The sequence below is a fragment of the Kitasatospora xanthocidica genome, assembly GCF_014656195.1.
Classification (GTDB): domain Bacteria; phylum Actinomycetota; class Actinomycetes; order Streptomycetales; family Streptomycetaceae; genus Kitasatospora; species Kitasatospora xanthocidica.
This window is the reverse complement of record NZ_BNBY01000020.1, coordinates 26340-47806: the sequence shown is the minus strand read 5'-3', so window position 1 is coordinate 47806 and position 21467 is coordinate 26340. Positions and strand designations below refer to the sequence as shown.

19 protein-coding genes and 1 pseudogene are annotated in these 21467 nt (G+C 72.9%); 13 read left to right on the top strand and 7 right to left on the bottom strand.

What is annotated here, in order from left to right; translation table 11 throughout:
- The first annotated feature begins 17 nt into the window (after nucleotides 1-17).
- From IE332_RS28420 to IE332_RS28400, 5 genes are all read left to right on the top strand, one after another.
- Complete coding sequence (locus IE332_RS28420) at nucleotides 18-467, top strand: HAD family hydrolase (protein ID WP_189921798.1); 450 nt, start codon at nucleotides 18-20, stop codon at nucleotides 465-467.
- A gap of 81 nt (nucleotides 468-548) precedes the next feature.
- Nucleotides 549-1391, top strand: a complete 843-nt coding sequence (locus tag IE332_RS28415; RefSeq protein ID WP_189921796.1) for an IS5 family transposase — start codon at nucleotides 549-551, stop codon at nucleotides 1389-1391.
- Between the two features lie 119 nt (nucleotides 1392-1510).
- A complete protein-coding gene (locus IE332_RS28410) occupies nucleotides 1511-2161 on the top strand; it encodes a hypothetical protein (protein WP_229928985.1) in 651 nt (216 codons plus the stop codon).
- A gap of 214 nt (nucleotides 2162-2375) precedes the next feature.
- Nucleotides 2376-3137 (top strand): NUDIX domain-containing protein, encoded by a 762-nt coding sequence (locus IE332_RS28405; protein ID WP_229928984.1) that lies wholly within the window; start codon nucleotides 2376-2378, stop codon nucleotides 3135-3137.
- A 186-nt stretch (nucleotides 3138-3323) separates the two neighbouring features.
- Nucleotides 3324-3935, top strand: coding sequence for a hypothetical protein (locus IE332_RS28400; protein ID WP_189921794.1), 612 nt, complete (start codon nucleotides 3324-3326; stop codon nucleotides 3933-3935).
- Nucleotides 3936-3986: 51 nt separating this feature from the next.
- Here IE332_RS28400 and IE332_RS28395 read toward each other — a convergent pair whose 3' ends face one another.
- Together IE332_RS28395 and IE332_RS28390 are read right to left on the bottom strand one after the other, a co-directional pair.
- Nucleotides 3987-4952: a phosphotransferase family protein gene (locus tag IE332_RS28395; protein WP_229928983.1), complete on the bottom strand. Its 966-nt coding sequence runs from the start codon at nucleotides 4950-4952 to the stop codon at nucleotides 3987-3989.
- A 425-nt stretch (nucleotides 4953-5377) separates the two neighbouring features.
- The gene (locus IE332_RS28390) at nucleotides 5378-6208 is read right to left on the bottom strand and encodes an SAM-dependent methyltransferase (protein WP_308437611.1); all 831 of its coding nucleotides are present in this window, start codon (nucleotides 6206-6208) and stop codon (nucleotides 5378-5380) included.
- Nucleotides 6209-6504: 296 nt separating this feature from the next.
- Here IE332_RS28390 and IE332_RS28385 point away from each other — a divergent pair, with 296 nt between their 5' ends.
- The 7 genes and pseudogenes from IE332_RS28385 to IE332_RS28355 form a co-directional block, all read left to right on the top strand.
- Nucleotides 6505-6852, top strand: coding sequence for a PRC-barrel domain-containing protein (locus tag IE332_RS28385; protein ID WP_189922009.1), 348 nt, complete (start codon nucleotides 6505-6507; stop codon nucleotides 6850-6852).
- A 130-nt stretch (nucleotides 6853-6982) separates the two neighbouring features.
- Nucleotides 6983-7249, top strand: coding sequence for a metal-sensitive transcriptional regulator (locus IE332_RS28380; RefSeq protein WP_189921792.1), 267 nt, complete (start codon nucleotides 6983-6985; stop codon nucleotides 7247-7249).
- Between the two features lie 393 nt (nucleotides 7250-7642).
- Nucleotides 7643-9079 (top strand): endonuclease/exonuclease/phosphatase family protein, encoded by a 1437-nt coding sequence (locus IE332_RS28375; RefSeq protein ID WP_189921790.1) that lies wholly within the window; start codon nucleotides 7643-7645, stop codon nucleotides 9077-9079.
- A gap of 14 nt (nucleotides 9080-9093) precedes the next feature.
- On the top strand, nucleotides 9094-11106 hold the full coding sequence (locus IE332_RS28370; RefSeq protein WP_189921788.1) for a phosphocholine-specific phospholipase C: 2013 nt from the start codon (nucleotides 9094-9096) through the stop codon (nucleotides 11104-11106).
- A gap of 148 nt (nucleotides 11107-11254) precedes the next feature.
- Nucleotides 11255-11728 (top strand): VOC family protein, encoded by a 474-nt coding sequence (locus tag IE332_RS28365; protein WP_189921785.1) that lies wholly within the window; start codon nucleotides 11255-11257, stop codon nucleotides 11726-11728.
- 4 nt (nucleotides 11729-11732) lie between these two features.
- Nucleotides 11733-12188: an SRPBCC family protein gene (locus IE332_RS28360; RefSeq protein ID WP_229928982.1), complete on the top strand. Its 456-nt coding sequence runs from the start codon at nucleotides 11733-11735 to the stop codon at nucleotides 12186-12188.
- Between the two features lie 87 nt (nucleotides 12189-12275).
- A pseudogene (locus tag IE332_RS28355) lies at nucleotides 12276-12519 on the top strand (integrase core domain-containing protein); the annotation flags it as partial.
- A gap of 23 nt (nucleotides 12520-12542) precedes the next feature.
- Here the strand turns inward: IE332_RS28355 and IE332_RS28350 are convergent.
- From IE332_RS28350 to IE332_RS28335, 4 genes are all read right to left on the bottom strand, one after another.
- Nucleotides 12543-13307, bottom strand: a complete 765-nt coding sequence (locus IE332_RS28350; RefSeq protein ID WP_189921783.1) for a hypothetical protein — start codon at nucleotides 13305-13307, stop codon at nucleotides 12543-12545.
- Between the two features lie 145 nt (nucleotides 13308-13452).
- A complete protein-coding gene (locus IE332_RS28345) occupies nucleotides 13453-16200 on the bottom strand; it encodes an SdrD B-like domain-containing protein (protein ID WP_229928981.1) in 2748 nt (915 codons plus the stop codon).
- A gap of 339 nt (nucleotides 16201-16539) precedes the next feature.
- Nucleotides 16540-17802, bottom strand: a complete 1263-nt coding sequence (locus tag IE332_RS28340; RefSeq protein ID WP_189921779.1) for an FUSC family protein — start codon at nucleotides 17800-17802, stop codon at nucleotides 16540-16542.
- 145 nt (nucleotides 17803-17947) lie between these two features.
- Complete coding sequence (locus IE332_RS28335) at nucleotides 17948-18682, bottom strand: polyprenol monophosphomannose synthase (protein ID WP_189921777.1); 735 nt, start codon at nucleotides 18680-18682, stop codon at nucleotides 17948-17950.
- Nucleotides 18683-18885: 203 nt separating this feature from the next.
- Between IE332_RS28335 and IE332_RS28330 the strand changes: the two genes are divergently transcribed.
- Complete coding sequence (locus IE332_RS28330; RefSeq protein WP_189921775.1) at nucleotides 18886-19746, top strand: hypothetical protein; 861 nt, start codon at nucleotides 18886-18888, stop codon at nucleotides 19744-19746.
- Between the two features lie 37 nt (nucleotides 19747-19783).
- On the opposite strand, the gene IE332_RS28325 is transcribed toward IE332_RS28330, so the two are convergent.
- Nucleotides 19784-21367, bottom strand: coding sequence for a N,N-dimethylformamidase beta subunit family domain-containing protein (locus tag IE332_RS28325; RefSeq protein WP_189921773.1), 1584 nt, complete (start codon nucleotides 21365-21367; stop codon nucleotides 19784-19786).
- Nucleotides 21368-21467: the final 100 nt, after the last annotated feature.

The window sequence follows — 21467 nt, the reverse complement described above, 5'->3', positions numbered from 1 at the left end:
GAAGGAAACCCACTCGCGTGAGCATCGTCCCGCTCGACCCCGCTTCCCCCGCTTCGCACGCCGTGGGCATCGACTTCGACCAAACACTGGTCGCCCATGACAAGGGCTGGCAGGACGGCCGGATCTACGGCGCCCCGATCCCCGGAGCCATCGCATCTCTGCACGCACTCGCCGCCGTCCGCTCGGTGTTCGTCGTTACCGCCCGCCACCCCCGCTTCCACCCTGCCGTCGCCGCCTGGCTCACCCACCACTGCGGGCTGGAAGCCATCGTCGACAACGATCCCGAAAGGGCCTACTGGCTCGGCCGGTGCCTGCTCGTCACCAACAAGAAACTCGGCGCGGCGCTGTACATCGACGACCGGGGCCTTCGCTTCACCGGCGACTGGACCACCACCCTCACCCAGGCCCGCCACGCGATCGGCCTCACGGCAGACCCGCATTCCGGCGAACTCGACCGCACGTCCTGACCGACCCGATCCGTTGACAGGCCCTCCTGCGACGCTCCGCCACGCTCCCGCCGGGTACACTCAGTGATCACCGAGGGGCTCATGTCTGTCCTGCCGTCATGCCTGCTCGAACCGCTGTGGGCCCAGTTCGCGGCGCTGCTGCCCGAGCACGTCCATACCCACCCGCTCGGCTGCCACAACCCGCGCATCTCCGACCGGGTCGTCTTCGATCACGTCATCGCCGCCTTGGTGCACGGCTCCGGATACGAGCGCATCGCGGGCCCAAGCTGCTCGGACCGCACGATCAGACGCCGCGTCAAGTACTGGGCTCAGCTCGGCATAGCCGAACAGGTCCACGCGCTCGCCCTCCGGGCGTACGACCGCATGGTCGGCCTGGAACTCGACGACCTGTCCGTGGACGGCCGCATCACCAAGGCCCCGTGCAGTGGCGAGGCCGCCGGGAGTTCCCCGGTGGACCGGGGCAAACAGGCCCTAAAACGCTCGGTGGCCACCGAAGCCACCGGCGTCGTGCTCGGCATCGTTTCGGCCGGGGCCAACCGCCACGACTCCCCGCTGCTCGCGCCCACCCTCAAGGCCGCCGACGACCAGGTCGGCGGGCTTCCAGACCGGGCGACCGTGAACCTGGACCGTGGCTACGACAGCGACAAGACGCGTCGCATGCTCGGGGAGTCGGGCTTCATCGGCGAGACCGCCCGCAAGGGCGTCCCTGCCCCGATCCAGGCCGGAAAGAGGTGGGTGGTGGAGCGGACCCACGCGTGGATGAACGGCTTCGGCAAGCTGCGGCGCTGCACCGAGAAGCGCAACCGCGTTGTGGACTTCTACCTCTACCTGGCCGCTGCGATCGTCACGCTGCGTATGCTCATCCGCCGTGCGACCCCCCGCTACCGCTGGGACGGCCGCCCCACCACCAAACGCCTGAAGTGACGCCTACTGCCGGGCGCTCTAAGTGGAAACGGATCACGTCCTCGGCGTGACCGAAAACCGCCTCCGAACTGTTGTTTCAGCGAGTAGTCTTCCGGTGACTCAGAATGAGGAGGATGTTCGTGGAAACCAAGGACACGGCCGGCGAGGTGCGGATTCTCCAGCCGTTGCCCGGGCGTACGGCGGACGAATCGCAGGCGTTCGACCTTCGGCTCGCGCGTCTGCTCCGTCTGATCGGGGTCGAGGTCGCCCCCGGCCCCGACTACCAGAGCGCGGCTCGTTGGGAGGTCCACAAGGCGGTCGCCGGAAGGGCCGAGCTGCCCGACGAGTACTTCGAGGCCCTGGTGGAGGCGGCGGTCCACGACCCCAACCCGAGCTTCAACCGGCGCTTCGTCGAGCCCGCCCTGCTCGCCTTCGGGCAGCGCCCGGTCCGCCTCGCCCTGCTCGGCTACCTGCGGACCGGCGCCAACCCGGAACGGGCCGGTGCCGCGCGGGCCTGGTACTGGACGGCGCTGACGGTCGGGGACGGCCGCAACGGCGCCCCCGCCGACGAGGGGGCGAGCGTCCGGAACGCCTGGTACGAGACCGCGCTGCGGGAGTTCGTCGCCAACGCTGACCTGGACGTCCGCCGGTGCATCCTCCCCGGCCTCCCGCTCGTGCCGCGCGCCTACCCGGCGGAGCTGCACGGCCTGGTCGAGGCGGCGGTCGGGATAGCCCGCTCGCACCCCGACGAGTACATCCGGCACCGCGCCGAGATCCAGGTCGGCCTCTGACCTTCGGGCGTCCCCGCTCCGGGTGCGCGCAGCGAGGTGTGTACCCGGAGCGGTACCCTGATCGACGTCGCCCGTCCGGCCGGTCGATCCGCCCGCGATCCGGCGATTCGCGCGCCAACTGGCCTTCCGTTCCCACTGATTCGTGAGCTTGTCGTCCGATCATGACAGTTCCGATCGACTGCGACCGATCCCGGGGCCCTGCCACCATGGCGGGATGACCGAAGACATGCCGGTCGCGGCCCGTCCGGCCGCGCCCGTCGGCGTCGAGCTCCTCGAACCCGCCGGTATCCGCCTGGTCGAGACCCCCGCACCGTCCCTGCCCGCGAGCGAGCGGGCCGCACTGGACCGCGTCTGGGCGCAGGCCGTCCGGGCCGACCCCGGCCTCTTCGACGGCCCGGCCGTCGCCTGCACCGGCCTCACCCCGGACGGTCCCGACATCCTCGTCCTGCACTGGGCGCCCGTCGGCTACCGCCTCTTCGCCCTGCGCCTCGTCCCGGGCGCCACCACCCGGGTGAGCTCCCTGTACGTCGCCGTCGTCCAACCGGCCGACGACGGACGGATCCTGGTCGGCCGCTCGCCCGACTCGGCCACCCGGCCCGGCCGTTGGTGCCTGCCGGGCGGCTGCGCCGAACCGCCCCCGCCCGGCGACCCCCTCGACCCGTGCGCCCTCCGCCGGCACGCCGCCCGGGAACTCAACGAGGAGACCGGCGTGTTCACCTCCCCGGACGAGCTGACCCGCTGGCTCCTCGTCCGCGGCGACCACGGCAACGTCGGCGTGCTCCACCTCGCCCCGTCCCGACCCGCCGTCGAACTGACCGCACGCCACGCCGAGCTGTACGCCGCCCACCGCTCACTCGGCACCGAGCCGGAGCTCGACCGGATCGCCCTGGTCGGCTCCCCGGCCGAAGCCGCCGCCCTCCCAGGCCCCCAGGCCGACCACCTCGCCCCGGTCCTGCGCCGTCTCCTGGGCGGCTGACCACGCGCCCCGCCCCGCACCGGGGCCGCCGCCCTCCCGAACGCCTGCCCGGAGGTCCGCCCGGAAGTCCGCCCGGAGGCCCTGCCCCGCTCCGGCCGCGGGGCCGTGTCCGACGAAGGAAATTCCGTGCGCGGGCCGGTGGGGGCACGGCAGGATCGGGCCGTGGGAACGACCATTCAAGGATCCGTGGAGTGCCGTACCTGGGGCCCTGGCCTCGGCGTCGAAGAGACGGCGTGGTACTCGGCCATCGAGCTGTCCATGCTCGGTATGACCAGGGACTACAGCGCCTTCGCCTGCCTCTTCGGAGTCCGGGACCTCAGCACCCGCTGGCAGCCGGTCGCTGCCGATCGCGGCTTGCCCGCCGACGTCTCGGACAGCGTCCGTACCGAGCACGCGTCATGGGGTGGGGCGGCGTTCGGCGCCACCTGGCTGGGCTGGGACGAGATCCTCGCCATCGACTGGGACGAACCCGCGGTGCCCCGGGCAACCGGCATCGCCCGGTACCGGCGGCAGCCGGACGGCACGCTGGAGTTGGTGCACCGGGAGGTCTGGAGCCGGGGGTTCGCGAGGGCGAGCGGGGTCGACACCCTGAGCGTCGACCCCGCTCGCATCGGTGAACTGTGGGCCGAGGGCACCGAATGGGAGACCGGCACGACGGTCTTCCGCGCGGAACGCGCCCGGCGGCGCGACGCCGTTCCCGCCGACGGTCCGTGGCAGCCGGTGTGGACCGTCATGCGCGCCCTCGCCGACGTGCACGGCGACCGGAACGTCCGGCTGGTCGTCTGGTTCGAGGAGTAGCCGGCCGGCCGGGATCGCCGGTTCGGCTCCTGGGCCGGCTCCAAGGCCGCGTCACAGCAGTGCCAGGGCCTCCGTGAGGTTGTACTCCGCGATGGCCGCCATGGCCGACCGGTCGGGGAAGCCGCCGTCGAGCAGCCGCAGCGGGCCCGCGGTGAGGGCGAGCCGCTGGGCCAGCGTGTAGAGGGCGAGCCGGTCCTCGTCCAGTCCGTCCACGGCCAGCGGGCGGTAGGCGTCGTGCAGGCGGATCCGCAGGAAGACGTGCTCCCACTCGACGTCGAAGTACATCGCGCCCTCGATGTCGATCACCACCGGGTGCCCGGCCTGGTCCACCAGGACGTGGTCGGGCCCCAGTTCACCGTGCACGGCCGCGTACTCCGTGCGCGGCCGCACCGCCGCTGCCAGGGCCAGCAGCCGCTCCTCCAGTCGGTCACGGGCCCGCGCGATCCGCTGATCGCGCGCCGCCGCTCCGGCGAGGTCCCGTAGCGCGCGGTCCAGGACGACGCCCTCGCAGGAGGTCCCGCGCGAGGTGCCGCCGCCGTCGACCACGGCCACCTTGCCGTAGGCGGGCGCCCGATGACTCCGCATCGCCTCCAGCGCCTCCCCGAACCGGTCCATCACCGGGGCCGCCGCGCGCGGGTCACGCGCCAGCAGCGCCTCCAGGTTCCGGCCGGGAAGGTCCTCGACGATCGCGAGCTCGGTCGGACCGTGCACCCCGTCCCGGTCGAGGAGCCGCAGCTCCGGCACCCGTACGCCCAGAGCGTGCAGGCGCGCGTGCGCGGCCGCGAACAGGTCGAGCCCGAGACCGGGCGAGAACGGGTCGGTCAGGTCGTCGTCACCCTCGGCCGCCGGCCAGTAGTTCTCTGAGGCGGCCCACAGATACGCGATCGCCGTCGTCGCGTCGTCCATCACCAGGCGGTACACGCCCTTCTTGCTGCCACCCGCGAGCCGCTCGACCGCCACCAGCCGTCGCCCACCACCCAGCGCCGCCCGCGCCGCACCCGCCAACCGCCCCCGCACCGGACCCGCCCCTTCCTCCCTCACCCGCGACCCGGGCACCCTACGGGAGCCAGAAAGCCGCCCGCACCTGGGAGCACAATCAGTAGACCGGTCTGCATAGTTTTTCGCCCAGCGCGTTGCACAGGAAGTCGGTGGGATCGACTTCCTGTGCAAGCCGCCCGGACTCGGGTGCTCGCCGAGAAGAGTCTGTAGACCGATCGACATATTTCCCGCGCCTCGCCGCCCGCGTTGCTGCGCACAGGAAGTCGGCCACATCGACTTCCTGTGCGCAGGGGGCAACCGGGTGTGCAGGGCTATCAGGCCGCCGGGCATGAATATCTAGACCGGTCTGCATATTTTCCGGATGGCCGCCCCTGGTCCGGGCGTGATCGCATGACGGTCCGACAGCGGGGCGCCCGGGCGCCGGGGCGCCCGGGCGCCGGGGCTCAGGGCTTGCGGGCGACCGCGCCGTACATGCTCACGCGGTCGGCGCCCGGGGCCGGGGTGTCGTCGGGGCGCCAGAGCGGGACGGTGACGACGCCGGGGTCGAGGAGGTCGAGGCCGTCGAAGAAGGCGTGCACCTGGGCGCGGGTGCGGCCGACGAGGGGCGCGGTGGCCTGGTCGTAGACGCCGGTCACGCGGTCGCGGATCTCGGCCGGGATGAAGTCGGCGGTGCCGTGCGAGAGCACCAGGTGGCTGCCGGAGGGCAGCGCGTCGAGCAGGGTGGTGACGGCCCGGTACGGCTCGTCCTCGTCGCGCAGGAAGTGGAGGACGGCCGCGAGGACCAGGCCGACGGGCCGGGTGAGGTCGAGCAGGTCGGCCGCGCGGACGGAGTCCAGCAGGGCGTCCGGTTCGCGCAGGTCGGCGTGGATGACGGTGGTTCGGCCGGAGCCGCTGCCGGCCATCAGGGCGCGGGCGTGGCTGAGCACGATCGGGTCGTTGTCGACGTAGACGACGCGGGCGGCCGGGTCGGCGGTCTGGGCGATCTCGTGGGTGTTCCCGGCGGTCGGGATGCCGGTGCCGATGTCGAGGAACTGGTCGACGCCGCGGTCGGCGACGCAGCGGACCGCGCGGGTGAGGAAGCCCCGGTTCGCGCGGGCGGTGGAGCGGAATTCGGGGTTGGCGGCGAGCGCCTTCTCTGCGGCGGCGCGGTCGGCGGGGAAGTTGTCCTTTCCACCGAGGTAGTAGTCGTACCTCCGGGCCGGGTGGGGGATGTCGGGCCGGAGGTCGGCCGCGGCCACGGCCCCGCCGGTCTCCCACATGGACTCGTACGCCACGGCTGCTGCTCCTTCGCCCCGGAAACTCTGCCGGTAATAGTCTGATGATCTACTCACGGCCTTGCTGGCGCACAGCTTAAAGGCCAGGTCACGGCGCTGGTGCCGGTTGGGCGGGTCACCCCCGTATGTCCTATTCGTCGTACCGTGCGGGTCCGGGCGCACGGCCGAGTGCGCACGCCTCCGCCGGCTCGCCGCGCGTCGTCGTCCATCCCGGCGCAGGATGGGAGGTCGGGGCGGTGGAACGAGCGGGGCAGTGGAGCATCCGGCGACGGGAGGTCCGGGCCGTGGCGATCGCAATGGCGGACATTCGCGAGTGGCGTGGCCACGCGGTGGTCGACGAGAAGGGGCACCGGATCGGCTCGCTGGAGTCGGTCTACGTCGAGACGGCCAGCGACGAGGCGTTCTTCGCGACGGTCACGGTCGGCTTGGCCGGTCGCCGCCGCCTGGTGTTCGTCCCGCTCGTCGGTGCCGTGGCCGGGCCGGACTACGTCCGGGTGGCGTACTCGAAGAACCAGGTCAAGCAGGCTCCGGCGATCGGGACCGACGACATCCTGCCCGCCGGGGACGAACCCGCCGTGTTCGCGTACTACGAGCTTCCGTACGCGACCGGTGCCGGTGGCGAACGGCGGCTGGCCCGCCGCTGAGGGTCCGGTGCCGAGGGGACGGTGCGGGGAGCCGGCGGGCGGGGCCGGTTGCGGCCCTCGACCGCCCGGGAATGAATACCCCGCCGGGTACACTTGTCCATCGACAGTCGATGCGAAAGGCGGCCCCGGCATGCAGGTGGACGAGGAATCGGTCGGCGCGGTCCTGAACCGGCTGCGTCGCGCCCAGGGCCAGTTGGCCGGGGTGATCGCGATGATCGAGGCGGGCCGGGACTGCAAGGACGTGGTCACCCAGCTCGCCGCCGTGTCGCGCGCGCTCGACCGGGCCGGGTTCAAGATCGTCGCCAGCGGGATGCGGCAGTGCCTGGCCGCTGCCGACGAGGACTCCGCGCCGATGAGCGAGGCGGAGCTGGAGAAGCTGTTCCTCGCCCTGGCCTGACCACCCGCGCGAGCCTGACCACCCGCGCGAGCGGAGGGACGCCCGAGCCGGCGGGAGCGAGGGCGAGGGCAACAACGCGAGCGCCCCACATACACGTCCACGAGGGCCGTGACGGTTCATCCGTCGCGGCCCTCGTCGCGTCCCCATGGATGTTCCCGCGCCGCCCGACGATCCGTCATGCGTCGTTCACGCGCAGGTCGCCGTCCTTCGGATGAATGAGGCCGCCCGCAGTTGTACAGCCAACTGCGCTGTACGGCCGACCGTGCCGCGCAGCCACCCGGCCGTACAGCCAACTGCGCGCACCCTCCCTCCCAGCCTCCGTGACCAGCCGTACCCGGCCCCGGCGAACCGTCCCCCGGCGGTCCCGGCCGCCGGGCGGCGGACAGGACAACCGTGGCCGCAGGCAGCGCCCTGACCATCACCACCTCCTCCGACCCGACCGAAGGCGACCGCCTCACCTTCCACTGGAGCACCGACGCCCCCGACGCCAAGAACTGGGTCGGCGTCTACGACGGCAGCCGGCAGCCCGGCACCGGCTCCTCGCTGCTCTGGAAGTACACCCCGGGTGCGGCCGGCGACGTCCAGCTCGACACCTCCGCGCTGACCGGCGGCCCGTACACCGCCTACCTGCTGGCCAAGGACGGCTACGGCGTCCTCGCCCGGACCGAGCCGTTCGCCTTCCGCCCCAAGCCGGCCGTGGTCCGCCCGCACGCCGCCGTCGACGCCTTCACCGCCACGCCCGTCGCCCCCGGCGCCACCGTGCGGATCAAGCTCGGCGGCCTCTGGTCCCGCCCGGCCGGCAACGCGCCCGGGTCGGCCTCCTACCGCAAGGTGGGCGGCCCGGCCTGGGCCTCCGTCGGCGCGGACGGCACGCTCGGCGGCACCGCCCCCGCGAAGCCCGGGAAGACCCCCGAGGTGGTCGTGGTGGGCGTCAAGGACAGCGCGGGCGCCACCGACACCGTCACCGTCCTGGTCCCCGTGGTCGACCCGGCGGCGCCGCCGCGGCTCAAGGCCGCGAGCTGGAACCTGCACGACGCGGGCGCCTCCTACACCGACGCGCTGGAGAAGCAGCTGCGGGTGGTCCTCGCCCAGGGCCTGGACGTGCTCGCGCTCCAGGAGACGGCGGGGGAGCGGGCGCGGACGCTCGCGGACGCCCTCGGCTGGTACGCCTACCAGAGCCCGGGCAGCGTCGGCATCCTCAGCCGCCACCCGCTCGCCGACGTCACCCCGCCGACCGCCGACCTGCCCGCCGCCGCGGCCACCCTGCAGCTGCCCGGCGGCCGCGCGGTCCGCTTCTGGGCCGCACACCTGGACGAGACGGGCTACGGCCCGTACGCCGTCCAGGACGGTGGCTCCGCCGCCCAGGTGCTGGCCGCCGAGAACGGCTCGCTCCGGCTGAAGCAGGCCAGGGCGCTGGCCGCCGCCGTGCGCGCGGACCTCGCGCGGGGGCTCCCGCTCGTCCTGGGCGGTGCGCTCTCCTCGCCGTCCCACCGGGACTGGACGGCCGCCACCGCCGCCGCGCACGGCGGCGTCGGCCCGCTGGAGTGGCCGGTCACCGTGGCCCTGCAGGCCGCCGGGCTGACCGACGCCTTCCGCGAGGAGTACCGCGACCCGGCCGAGGCCCCCGGCGCCACCTGGTCGCCGACCCGCAAGCGGCGCGGCGACCGGCCGGAGCCGCAGGACCGGATCGACTACGTCCAGTACGCCGGCCCGCTGAAGCTGGTCGAGGCGCACACCCTGGTCGCGGACTGGCCGCAGTCCGAGCCGAACGCCGCCGCCAACGAGTGGCCCTCCGACACCGCCGCCGCCGTCGCCACCTTCCAGCTCTGAGAGGCCAGTTCGTGATGTCCGAGCTCTCCCGCCGCACCTTCGTCGGCGCCACCGCGGCGGTCGGCGCCACCGCCCTGACCGGTCTGGCCGCCGCCCCGGCCGAGGCCGCGCCCGCCGGGTCCGCCTCCTCCGGGGCCGCCCCCGCAACCGCCGGGTCCGACCGGCTCACCGGGACCGTCAAGGACGTCAAGCACGTCGTCGTCCTGATGCAGGAGAACCGTTCCTTCGACCACTACTTCGGCACCCTCGCCGGCGTCCGCGGCTTCGGGGACAAGCAGGCGCTCCAGTTCCCGGACGGCGCCGACGTGTTCCGCCAGCCCGACAGCCGGCGCGGCGACGGCGGCGTGATGCTGCCGTACCGGATGGACACCGCCAAGTACAACGCGCAGAACGCCGGCGGTCTGCCGCACGACTGGGCGACCGGCCACCAGGCCATCAACAACGGCGCGATGAACAAGTGGATCGCCGCCAAGGGCGAGCGCACCATGGGCTACTTCACCCGGGACGACATCCCCTACCAGTACGCCCTGGCCGACGCGTTCACCGTCTGCGACGCCTACTTCACCTCCCTCGCCGGCCCCACCGACCCCAACCGGCTCTACCTGTGGACCGGCACCGCCGGCCCCGGCCGCGACGGCACCACCGGCCCGTGGATCGACAACACCCCGGTCACCGACAACCCGGTGGCCGACTGGACCACCTACGCCGAGCGGCTGCAGGCGGCCGGCGTCAGCTGGCGCGTCTACCACAACCCCAGCAAGGACGACCGCACCGGCGACTACGACGACAACGCGCTCTCCTACTTCAAGCAGTTCCACGCCTTCCCGCACGACGACCCGCGCTACGTCAACGCGATGACGAAGTTCGACCCGGCCGACTTCGACCGCCACTGCAAGGACGGCACCCTGCCGACCGTCTCCTGGCTGGTCGCGCCCTACCTGTTCTCCGAGCACCCGGAGGCCGGACCGGCCTACGGCGCGCACTGGGTCGACCAGGCGCTGCAGTCGCTGATGTCCAACCCGGACGTCTGGCGGCACACCGTCTTCCTGGTGATGTACGACGAGAACGACGGCTACTTCGACCACATGGTGCCGCCCACCCCCGAGCCCGGCACCCCCGAGGAGTTCACCCACGGACGGGCCATCGGCCTCGGCAACCGCGTCCCGCTCTGGGTCATCTCCCCCTGGTCGCGCGGCGGTTGGGTGGACTCCCAGGTGTTCGACCACACCTCGGTGCTGCGCTTCATGGAGCTGGTCACCGGTGTGGCCGAGCCCAACATCTCGGCCTGGCGCCGGTCCGTCTGCGGTGACCTCACCAGCTGCTTCGACTTCGCCGCGCCCGACCACTCGATCCCGGCGCTGCCCGACACCAAGGCCCTGATGGCCAGGGCCGACGCGGGCACCAAGCTGCCCGGGGTCGCCCTGCCGGCGGCCGGCGCCCAGTCGATGCCCGTCCAGGAGCGCGGCGAGCGCCCGCACCGCCCGCTGCCCTACCAGCCGTGGGCCGACGTGGAGGTGGACCGGAAGACCGGCAAGGTCGTCTGCACGATGAGCAACGACGGTTCGGTGGCCTTCCCGTACACCGTCTACCCGAACATCGTGCTCCCCTTCGCGGGCACCCCGTACACCGTCGCCCCCGGCGCCACCGCCCGCCACGTCTGGGACGCCGCCACCACCGACGGCCGCTACGACTTCACCGTCCACGGCCCGGACGGCTTCGTCCGCCGCTTCGCCAGCACCGTCGTCCGGGACGGGCGGGACGGCCAGAACGACATCGGCGTGCCGATCGTCACCGCCGACCTGCGCGGCCGCGGGCTCACCCTCCAGCTGGTCAACGACGGCATGACCGACGTGGCCTTCACCGCCGCGCCCAACGACTTCGCGGGCACCGCGCGGACCGCTTGGGTCAAGCCCGGCAAGCAGGTCGACCTGACCTGGCCGCTGGACGAGCAGGGCCGCTACGACGTCGTCGTCACCGCCCACACCGGGCAGCGCTTCACCCAGCGCTACGCGGGCTGGGTGCACTGACCCCGCGCTGACCGCGCAAGTACCGCGAACTGACCGACCGACGTGCCGTCAACCGACCGACGTGCCGTCAACCGGCCGGGGGCGCCGAACCGGTGACCCCCGGCCGTGGCTCGGCGCTCCTGTCGGACCCCGCCGCTACCGTCGGGCCATGAAGAACATCAGCACCTTCCTCTGGTTCGACGACCAGGCCGAAGAGGCCGCCGCCTTCTACACCTCGCTCTTCCCGGACTCCCGCATCACGCGCGTCACCCGCTACGGCGAGGCCGGCCCCGGCGTGCCCGGCTCGGTCATGACCGTCGACTTCGTCCTCGCCGGCCGCCCGTACGTCGCCCTCAACGGCGGGCCCGAGTTCACCTTCACCGAGGCCGTCTCGCTGCAGGTGGAGTGCGACGACCAGCGCGAGGTCGACGAGCTCTGGGCCAAGCTCACCGCCGACGGCGGCGAGCCGGGGCCGTGCGGCTGGCTCAAGGACCGCTACGGGTTCTCCTGGCAGATCACGCCGCGCGTCCTGCTCGACCTGGTCGGCGGCGAGGACCGGGCCAGGGCCGACCGCGTGATGGCGACCATGCTGCGGATGCAGAAACTGGAGATCCAGCCCCTGCTCGACGCGGCTGCGGGCTGATGCCGTGACCGCCCACGCCCACACCCACCGCGCCGTCGTCTACCTGCGGGCCACCCCGGAGCGGGTCTGGCACGCGCTCACCAACGCCGACGAGTCGGGCCTCTACTGGGGCCACCGCAACGTCTCGACCTGGCTGCCCGGCGCGCCCTGGGAACACCAGCGCACCGACGACTCCGGGATCGCCGACGTCGTCGGCACCGTCGAGGCCGCCGACCGGCCGCACCGGCTGGTCACCACCTGGGCCGGGCCGCAGGAACAGCGCCCGGGCGGGCCCTCCCGGGTCACCTTCGAGATCAGCGGCTGGCAGGACCTCACCCGGCTCACCGTCACCCACGAGAACCTCGCGGACGAGGCCGAGCGGGCGGAGGCCGAGCAGGGCTGGTCGGCGGTGCTCTCCAACCTCAAGACCTACCTGGAGACCGGCCATCCGCTCCCGCAGCAGCCCTGGCTGATGCCCTGACGCCCTGATGCCCGCTCGACAGTGTTGTGCTCCTTGTAGAGCTCTGCGTCGTGGCTGACGGGCCCACTGCCCCTGCTGCCGTTCTTCTTCCGGCCGGCGGCCGGGATCACCCACAAGCGAACCCGCCCTTGCCGGCCCCAAACGAACGGCATGGTCGAACGCTTCAACCGCACCCTGCTCGACGAATGGGACTACGCCCGGTCCTACCGCACCGAGCAGGAACGTGGTGACGCCTACCCCGCCTGGCTCCACGCCTACGATCACCACCGCGGGACACGCCGCACTCGCAGGCAAACCACCCGCCAGGCGCGTCGCCATCCTCACGGGGCAGAACACCGGGCACCGGCGCACCGGTCAAGGAGTGCCGGTGCCCCAGGGCGCCTGCGGCACGCGGGCGTCGACGTGGCGGGCGGTGAGCTCGACGGTGATCGGACGGTCGGTGCCGGGGGCGCGGAGTTGGAGGCGGCGGAGATCGCCGTCGGCGTCGACCCAATAGGTGAGGTGCGAGTCCCCGGTGGAAGCCGTGCGGGGCACCGGGCCGGAGAAGACGCCGTAGCGGTGCCCCTCCAGGTCTTCGTCGCGGAGCCAGCGGGCGCCGGACTGGGCGAGGAGCTGGGCGTTGTCCGGGCGGTCGGCGGCCACGGCCATGGTGAGGCGGAGCGCGGTGTCGAGCAGGTCGGTGGTGTAGGCGCGGGGTGACCAGTCCGGCGGCGTCGTCTCCTCCGCCGCGCGAGCGAGTCCGGCCGCGGTCGGGGTGGCGGGTCGCCTGGCCGGGGCGACGCCCACACCGCCCTGGTCCCAGGCGAGCATTCCCGGCGCGCCGACGCCGTCCGTCGTGTAGGTGCCGACGGCACGCCGGATGCGGAAGTCGACGAGGCCGTGGATCCGGGTGACGGCGTCGCCGGTCGGGACGGTGATGTCGACGATCGCCGGGCCGGCCTCGTACGTCGTGAGCCGGGAGAGGGCGAGCCGGGTGGCCTCGTCGCCGGTGACGGGCCGGCTCGTGGCCGCGTCCGTCCCGGGCAGGGCGAGGAGGACGCCGGCCGCCGCGAGGGCGGCGAGGGCGGCGGCGGAGTGCACCCGCCCGGAGCGGAGGGCGGACGGCACGGACAGCGGCATGCGGACCAGCTCAGCGGCTGCTCTGACGCGGTTCAAGCAGCGCGGCCGTGCCGGGGCCGCTGCTTCACTCGACGGACACGTCTGCGGGGTGGGACCGGCTCCCGGGCCCGTCCCACCCCGCAGGTGTCATCGAGGAGTTATCGCATCACGCCTTCCCGTTCCGGCGGCTGCGCCGGTGCTCGCGGCCGACGAGGACGAGGACGCCGCCGCCGAGCAGGAGGATCGTGCCGAGGATGCCGAACTGCACGGCGCCCGAACCGGTGTTGGGCAGCGGCGGCTTGGGCGGCGCCGACGGCGAGGGTGAGGGCGACGGGGTGGGCGTCGGAGTCGGGGTGGGTGTCGGGGTGGGTGTCGGAGTCGAGGTGGGCGTCGGGGACGGCGACGGGTGGTCAACCGCCGTGGTGCTCACGCCCGCCCGGTAGTTGTCGGCGGTGAGGACGAGCGGCCCGAACACCGCCGGCACCGGCAGGAGGAACCCGGGGGGTGCCTGGGTCTCCTGCCAGTAGTACGTCCCGAGGCCCACCGTGACGGAACAGATGCCGTCGGCGACGGTCGTGCAGGGCGGCCCGACGGGCGTCGTCCGGTCGTCCCGCAGCAGCTGGAAAACCGCGCCCGCCAGGGAGTTGCCCTGCGGGTCGGTCTTGGTGACGCTCACGCTGCCCTCGGGCTGGTGGAACCCGAAGTCGTAGGTGTGGTTGTTCTCGCCAGGCCCGCCCGTGGCGATGACGATCTCGGGGTAGGTGCCGCCGGGCGGGACGGCGCCGTCGTTGTCGACGAACTCGTTGCCGCCGGCGTTCGCCTTGGTGACGGTCCACTGGTGGAGCGGGCCGCCGGGGGCGTAGTCGGCCGGGAGGTCCACCCTGATCGTGTACGTGGTGTGCGGCTTCAGGCCGCTGGTGACGTTGCCGTCGTCGAAGTAGTACTCGCCGCGCGTCGTCGTCCTCATCGTGCCGACGACGGTGTTGCCGGCGTCGTAGAGCCGCACGGTGGCGCCGACGACCGGCTTCTCACCCGGGTCCTGGACGCCGTTCCTGTTGACGTCGTACCAGACCCGGTTGCCGATCTGCAGCGGCGCCTCGTCGCACAGCACCTCGAGGTCGGCCATCGAGCCGCCCTTGCCGAAGGTGGTCGTCAACTGGTTGCCGAGCCCGTCGGCGCGGGTGCCGTCGCGCTTGGTCCAGGCCGTGCCGCCGGTGAAGATGACGTCCGTCGGGTCGATAGCGGAACTGGCGATCGTGGTCTCGACCTTGGACAGGGCGATGCCGGAGTACAGGGCGTTGTTGTGGTAAGCGGTGCGGTGCTGGTCGTAGAACCCGCCCCCGCGTGTCGTACTGGTGTTTCCGCAGCCGCCGTTCTCGAACATCACGAACCGGCCGTCCGCGCCGGGGCACGCCCTGCTCAGGGCGCCGCCGGAGGCCGGCGAGGCCAGCAGGCCGCTGCCTGCCCTGAACTGCTGGTTCATTCCGAGCTGGTCGGTGTAGCGGTCGCGGAAGCTCAGGATCAGAGCGCCGTCGGTGTCCACCACGATGTCCGCGAGCATGGGCTCCGGATTGGCGATGTTGCCCGCACCGCACGAGGCGGTGCCGTCCTGCGAGGTGGGGAGCGTGTCCTGCCACGGGTACCAGCCCGGCCCCGGGCAGACGGAGTCACGGTTGGAGCGCGAGCGGGGGTAGTCCAGCGCCTGGTCCACGATCACCGGCCCGAAGGTGCCCGCAGCCGGGTCGAACGTCCGCACGACGGCACGCAGGTCCGACTTCTTCTGGCTCGACTCGCCCGAGCAGACACCGCCCACGTACACGACGCCGTCCTGGACTCCCAGGCCGTAGGGCCGCCAGTCGCCTGCGGCGGGGCACGGGCGGTCCGGGCCGGGGATGTCGTAGCTGGCCTTCGGCGTGGACGCGGTCTTGTTCGTCGCGTCGTACCGGTACAGCTTCCGGTCGTTCAGGTTGACCACGAAGAGATCGGTGCCGTCCTCCGACACCTCCACGTCCCCCAGCGACTCCTTGGCCACAGCGGGTGCGAAGCCCAGGTCCATGTCCGTCTTGAAATCGTGCACCGTGGTACCGGCGTCGGGGACGGTGGTGAACAAGGTCGTCGTGTTGGTCGCGCGATCGGTGAGGTAGACCGCGCCCGGCCCGGACGGGCCGTACCCCGAGGCGCGGTGCGCGTGGGCGCCGCTGAAGACCCACTTCTTCTGTTTGCCGTACCCGATGCCGTACAAGGCGCCCGTCTGCGCCTTGGTGGCGATATCGGTCGTCTGATTGTCGACACCGCGCGCGTTGTATGGGAACGACACCAGCGTCCGCGTCGTGCCCGCCTCGGCCGGTGCCACGTCGCCGCGCACGCACGCGGTGACCAGTGGCGCGTTCTTCTGGCAGTAGTCACCCGGATTCCACAGACCCGTGGTGTAGGAAACGTTTTTCCCCCCGGAGAGGTCGACGAATTCCTCGGTGCTGCTGAGGCGGTTCGGCGCCCCGGCCGGGCCCGTCCGGTCCGCGAAGGCCGAGAACAGGATGCCCGGCTTCGGGTTGAGGACCTGGACCCGGTACCGGCCGCCCGTCAGGCCGCTCGTCCCGGCGTTCAGGGTCACCGTGCCGTCGGCGGCCGTCCGCCCGCTGATCGTCGTCCCGGTGTCGTCGGTGAGGTCGACGGTGACGCCGGACATGCCGGGCTCCAGCGCCGCTCCCTGCCAGACGCCGTCCGCCGTGACCTTGCGGACCACCCGCACCGTCACCGAACCGTCCCCGGGCTGCGCGCCCGCGGTGTGGACGAGCGCCGAGAGGTAGCCGCCGCAGAGGGCCAGGACGGTGGCCGCCGCCGCGGCCGTCCGCCGCCGGGTGGGTGGTCTACCGCGGGGCGGCTCAGGCCCGAGGGATCGAGAGAAGTCGAACACCGTGTCGCGCCGCCTTTCGTGAGGGAAAGCACCAGGCGGCATCTTGGCGTCCTGCATCCGCGTGACGGGATTGATCGGTGGCGAATCGCCGTTGACGTGTTCGGCATTCAGTCACTTGGCCGAGATGTTGATCGTTCGGACCTTCGGAGGATGGTAGGAATGATTTCCCCACCGCAGACGTGAATGGTGCTGAAGCCTCGTTCCGGAGCGCGCTAGGGCGCGTATTCGGTTGTGATCAATCTGCGGGAATCGCCCTCACGGCAGCTCCTGATCCGGTAGACCGTTCTGTGTGACGCGAGTGCAACTGACGCAATCGGAATGGGAGTTCATCGGGCGCACCTAGCGCCCGGCCTCCGCCGCCGGGCGCCCCGGTCCCGTCCGGCTCCGGTCGCGCCCCCGCTCGCCGCGCAGGAACCGCCGCAGACCGGCGAACCGCGCGAACCGTTCCCGGTTCGCCACCGAGGCCCGGTCCAGCTCCTCCATCAGGCGCCGGCTGCGGTGCTCCAGGTCCAGCTCGTCCAGGATCCGGTCCACCTCGGCCAGTATCGAACCGTGCAGCTGCCAGGCCTCCGGGTGCTCCCGCACCTCGCGCAGCAGCATCTGGGCGACGTTCTCCCGGCAGACCCAGGCGGCCGCCAGCTCGGCGGTCAGCCGGGTCTCCGCCTCCTCGGCGCTACGGCTCACCTGGGTGGTCACCAGCACCGCGAAGCTCACCATCGCCCCGCCGACGTGGTCCAGCAGCTCCTCCAGGCCGACCGCGACGTCGGGTGGGAAGAGCCGCTCCTCGGGCCCGCGCTTCTTGGCCAGGTCGGTCAGCGAGCGGGCCAGCACCCGGATCACCACGACGCAGATCTCCAGGGTGTCCAGCCCGGTGCGCAGCACCAGCCGGGACAGCAGCCCCTCGCTGATCCGGGGGTTGAACCGCAGGCTGTCCTCGGCCTGCCGCAGGGCCGCGTCCACCTCGGCGATCGCCTGGTCCAGCCGGCGGGCCTCGTGCAGCCGCTCGGCGGCCCGGGCGACGGGGGTGGGGCGGCCCAGTTCCTCGGCGATGTCGAGCAGCAGCTGGCGGGCCCGCCGGGCGAGGTCCTCGATCGACTCCCCGGCGGTGTCCACCCAGACCGGCGGCGCGAACAGCAGGTTGAACAGCAGCCCGACGGCGGCGCCGATGAGCGTCTCCAGCACCCGGTCCCAGGCCTGCGAGGCCAGTTTGGTGACGCCCAGGATCAGCATCGCGCTGATCGCGACCTCCTGGACGAACTCCTCGACCCGGACGAACCGGCCGACGACCAGTGAGGCCAGGATGATGAGGCCCAGGCTCCACCAGGAGAGCCCGACCACGGCGCTGAAGCCGATCGCGATCAGCACCCCGACGACCACCGAGTTGACCCGGCGGACGCTGGTCTTGAGCGTCGAGTAGACGGTGACCTGGACGACGAGCAGCGCGGTCAGCGGCGCGGTGAGCGGGGCGGGCTCGCTGCTGAGCCGCGTCGCCACCGCGTAGGAGATGGTGGCCGCGACGGTGGCCCGGACGGTCTGGACCACGAAGGGTTCTCGGGCGCTGCGGCGGATCAGGGCCGTGAGTGACTCCGGGAGAAGGACCATGTCGGCCTTCTTTCCCCGCAGCCGCCCTTCACACCGGTCCCGGGCGGCTCCGGCACCCGTACGAACCCCTCGGTGCGGCCGGTCGCCGCCGCCCGCCGCTCGCCGACGCCGGTCCCCGCTCCCCGGCGCCGCCCTCCGGCGCGGGTCAGTTGTCGCGGTTGAAGCGGAGCTTCCACGGGGCCAGGGCGGACTCGACCTGCACCCCCATGCTCATCTTGGAGGCGCCCTCGATCCGCTCCTCGAAGCGGATCGGCACCTCGCGGATGGTCATGCCCCGCTTGACCACCCGGTAGTTCATCTCGACCTGGAACGAGTAGCCGTTGCTCTGCACGGTCGGCAGGTCGATGGCGCGCAGGGTGGCCGCCCGCCAGGCCTTGAACCCGGCGGTGGCGTCCCGGACGCCCAGGCCGAGGATGGTGTTGACGTAGAGGTTGGCCCAGGCGGAGAGCGCCTTGCGGTGCCAGGGCCACTCGGCGGCGGTCGAGCCGCCGGGGACGTAGCGGGAGCCGAGCACCACGGCGGTGTCGTCGGCCAGGAGGGTCCGCACCATCTCGGGTATCGCCGAGGAGGGGTGCGAGAGGTCGGCGTCCATCTGGACGACGATGTCGGCGCCCTCGTCCAGGGCGCGGGCCATGCCGGCCAGGTAGGCGCGGCCGAGGCCGTTCTTCTCGGTGCGGTGCAGCACGCCGACGGTGCCGCCGGAGTCCGCGGCGAGCTTGTCCGCGACCTCGCCGGTGCCGTCGGGCGAGTTGTCGTCGACCACCAGCAGGTGCAGGTTCGGCACCGGGAGCTCCGCGAGCAGGCCCGCGAGGACCGGGAGGTTCTCCCGCTCGTTGTAGGTGGGGACGACCACAACGACCTTGGGGGAGGCCTCGACCATGTTCTGTTTCCTCGTAACCCTCGCCGGTCGGCACCCGGGCCGCACCGGTCGGTTTGCCTGGACGACCTGCGTTGGTTGGACCGTGTGAGTGTATCGGGGCGGTGGGTCGCCTCTTGCCCAGGCCGGGGGCCGGGACTCCGTTCGATCGCGATGGACCGGTGTGGCAGGCTACCGCCGTCCCGAACACAGACCGGAGAACCTCCTTGCGAATCCGCCGTACCACCGCCCTGCCCGTCGCCGCCCTGGCCCTCGCACTGACCGCCGTCACGGGCTGCGGACCGGAACGGTCCGGCCCGGCGCCCGCAGCCGTCGGGGCGTCCACGGCGTCGGCCGCCGCGCGGGCCACCGCCGCGACGGTCTCCGGAGCGCCCACGGCGACGGCCGCCACGACGGCCGCCGCGGCCTCCGGTGCGCCGGCCGATGCCTCCGGTGCGTTCGACCCGGCGGTCGCGATGGCGCACCGCTCGAAGGAGCCGTACGCCGCGACCGTCGAGATGACCACCCGGGCCGGTACGGGCGACGAGCAGGTGCTGATCACCGTCACGGGCCGGCTGAACTACAACACCCCGGCCCGTGGCGCCCGCACCGAGGGGAAGACTGTCGCCGGCGGCTCGCTGGTCGTGAACTGGATGGAGACGCTGACCGTGGACGGCGTCTCCTACCTCCGGGACAAGGCGAAGGGTGAGACCCGGTGGACGAGGGAGCCGGGCACGGGGGCGGGCGCCGACGCGGACGCGGACCGGTCCGCGGCCTACGCCGAGCTCCTGCTGGGCGCCGGACCCACCGCCCGCAAGGGCATGGAGACCGACGGCGCGGTGCCGGTGTTCCACCTGGCCGCCCGGCTCTCGGCGGACCAGGTGCTCCGCGCGGATCCGGCGAACGCCCAGCAGATGCGGAGCAAGGGCGTCGAGGCGGTGGACTGCCACCTGTGGATCGACCGGTTCGGACGGGTCGTCCGGGGTGAGCAGTCGATGGTGGTCGCCGGGAAGGCGGTCGTGACGAAGGACCACTACACGGACTTCGGCCCGGCCGAGACCTTCGCCGCTCCGCTGACCGCGAACTGAGGCGCCCCGCCGCTGACGGCCGGCTGAGCCGGCCCCGCTACCCCGGGCCGTAGACGTCGGCGAGGTTGTCCTGCGCCGGGTGGGTGCGGCCGGCCGGGCCGGCGGCGAAGGTGCGCAGGACGTTCTCGGTGGCCCGGCGGACCAGGTCCCCGGCGGCGGCGTCGATGCCGTGGTCGGCCTTGCCGCCGCCGGGGCCTTGGGCGTCCAGGGTCTCGACCCAGCGCATCGTGCCGGAGGCGAAGACCCCGGCGCCGCTGGGCACCGTGTAGTAGGCGGTGTCGGCGTGGGAGCGGCGGCCCTCGCAGACCACCGGAGAGTGGGCGATCACCTCGATCGGGCGCGGGGTGGGGAAGGCGGTGTTCACCCGGTCGTACTCGACGCCGACCAGGTGGGGGAAGGACGCCCCCGCCGCGACGCCCGTCCCGTCGAAGACCCAGTGCCCGGGGGAGCGGACCACGTACGGCGCGTCCACCGGGTAGCCGTCGTAGATCACCCCGAGCATCGAGCTCTCCGGGTCCGCGCCCGGGCCGGCCCGGAAGTCGGTGGTCGCCGGGGCGCCCGCCCGGTACCCGGGGTCCTGCGCCCAGGCGTCCTTGTAGCAGACCACCGTGCGGTCCGGGCCGAGGTCGGTCGGCTCGAAGCGGACCCGGCGGAAGCAGCAGTTGGCGCCCAGGATCGCCAGGTTGGTCCCCGCGTCCCGGGCCGCGGTCACCCGGGCGCGCTGCTCGGGCGACCAGTACTCGTCGTGGCCCAGCGACACCACGGTGGTCGCCCCGTCCAGCAGTCCGGGCTCGCGGGCGACGTCGATGCCGGTGGTGTACGCGACCGGCAGCCCCAGCCGCTCGACCAGGGCGACCAGCGGCGCCTCGTACACCAGGAACAGCCCGGCGCCGTGGTCGTAGTCGTACGGCCGGTCGAAGACGACCTTCAGCGAACGGGTGGCCAGGCCGCCGGTCGGGCCGTTGTACAGGCTGTAGCCGCCCCACTCGTTGTAGGCCTGCCAGGTCGCGGGGGCGCTCATGACCACGGTCCGCCCGGCGGTGGTGGCCGAGCGGACGGTGAGCGGGACGTAGCGGCGGCCGGTGCCGTCCTCGGCGTCCAGGCGCAGCAGGTAGGCGCCCTCGGGCCAGTCGGCGGTGTCCACGGCGAGCGTGCGCTGCCAGCCGGTCAGCACGGTACGGGTCCCCGGGTCGACGTGCGGCGCGGGCTGCTTGCCGCCGGGGACGTGCTCGCGGCGCCAGACCAGTCGGGCGCGGACGCCGCCGTACCAGCCCATCCGGTAGGCGGAGACGGTGAAGGCGGCGGCGGGGGTGGAGACGTGCAGCCCGAAGGACTCGCCGGGCAGGACGCTGACCCGGTCGGCGAAGCCCTCGATGGCGGAGTCCGGACCGGGGTCGGTGATCTCCCAGCCGGGGGTGCCGGGCAGGGTCTGCTCGTGGGTCGGGTCGCCGGCCGGCTTGGTGGGTCCGGCGGTGGTGGCGCCGCCCGGGCCGGGGGCGGCGGGCCGGGCGCCGGAGGGGTTCGGAGCGGCTGCCGCGTCCGGGTGGCGGGGGCCGCAGGAGGTGGCGGCGGCCGCCATCAGGCCCAGGCCGAGGATCCTCCGCCGACTCGGTTCCGCCACCGCGGCCTCCTTCGTGTTCGCAGCTCTGCCAGTGCTGACCTGTGCCGTATCGGTGCCGACCTGTGCCGACCCGGGCTGGTCCGGGCTGGTCAGGCCGGGT

What these genes read in the sequence shown, in the direction of transcription:
- IE332_RS28335 (WP_189921777.1), bottom strand. Translation starts at nt 18,682, where the DNA reads ATGGTCGAGGCCTCCCCCAAGGTCGTTGTGGTCGTCCCCACCTACAAC.
- IE332_RS28405 (WP_229928984.1), top strand. Translation starts at nt 2,376, where the DNA reads ATGACCGAAGACATGCCGGTCGCGGCCCGTCCGGCCGCGCCCGTCGGC.
- IE332_RS28350 (WP_189921783.1), bottom strand. Translation starts at nt 13,307, where the DNA reads ATGCCGCTGTCCGTGCCGTCCGCCCTCCGCTCCGGGCGGGTGCACTCC.
- IE332_RS28415 (WP_189921796.1), top strand. Translation starts at nt 549, where the DNA reads ATGTCTGTCCTGCCGTCATGCCTGCTCGAACCGCTGTGGGCCCAGTTC.
- IE332_RS28340 (WP_189921779.1), bottom strand. Translation starts at nt 17,802, where the DNA reads ATGGTCCTTCTCCCGGAGTCACTCACGGCCCTGATCCGCCGCAGCGCC.
- IE332_RS28380 (WP_189921792.1), top strand. Translation starts at nt 6,983, where the DNA reads ATGCAGGTGGACGAGGAATCGGTCGGCGCGGTCCTGAACCGGCTGCGT.
- IE332_RS28365 (WP_189921785.1), top strand. Translation starts at nt 11,255, where the DNA reads ATGAAGAACATCAGCACCTTCCTCTGGTTCGACGACCAGGCCGAAGAG.
- IE332_RS28385 (WP_189922009.1), top strand. Translation starts at nt 6,505, where the DNA reads ATGGCGGACATTCGCGAGTGGCGTGGCCACGCGGTGGTCGACGAGAAG.
- IE332_RS28370 (WP_189921788.1), top strand. Translation starts at nt 9,094, where the DNA reads ATGTCCGAGCTCTCCCGCCGCACCTTCGTCGGCGCCACCGCGGCGGTC.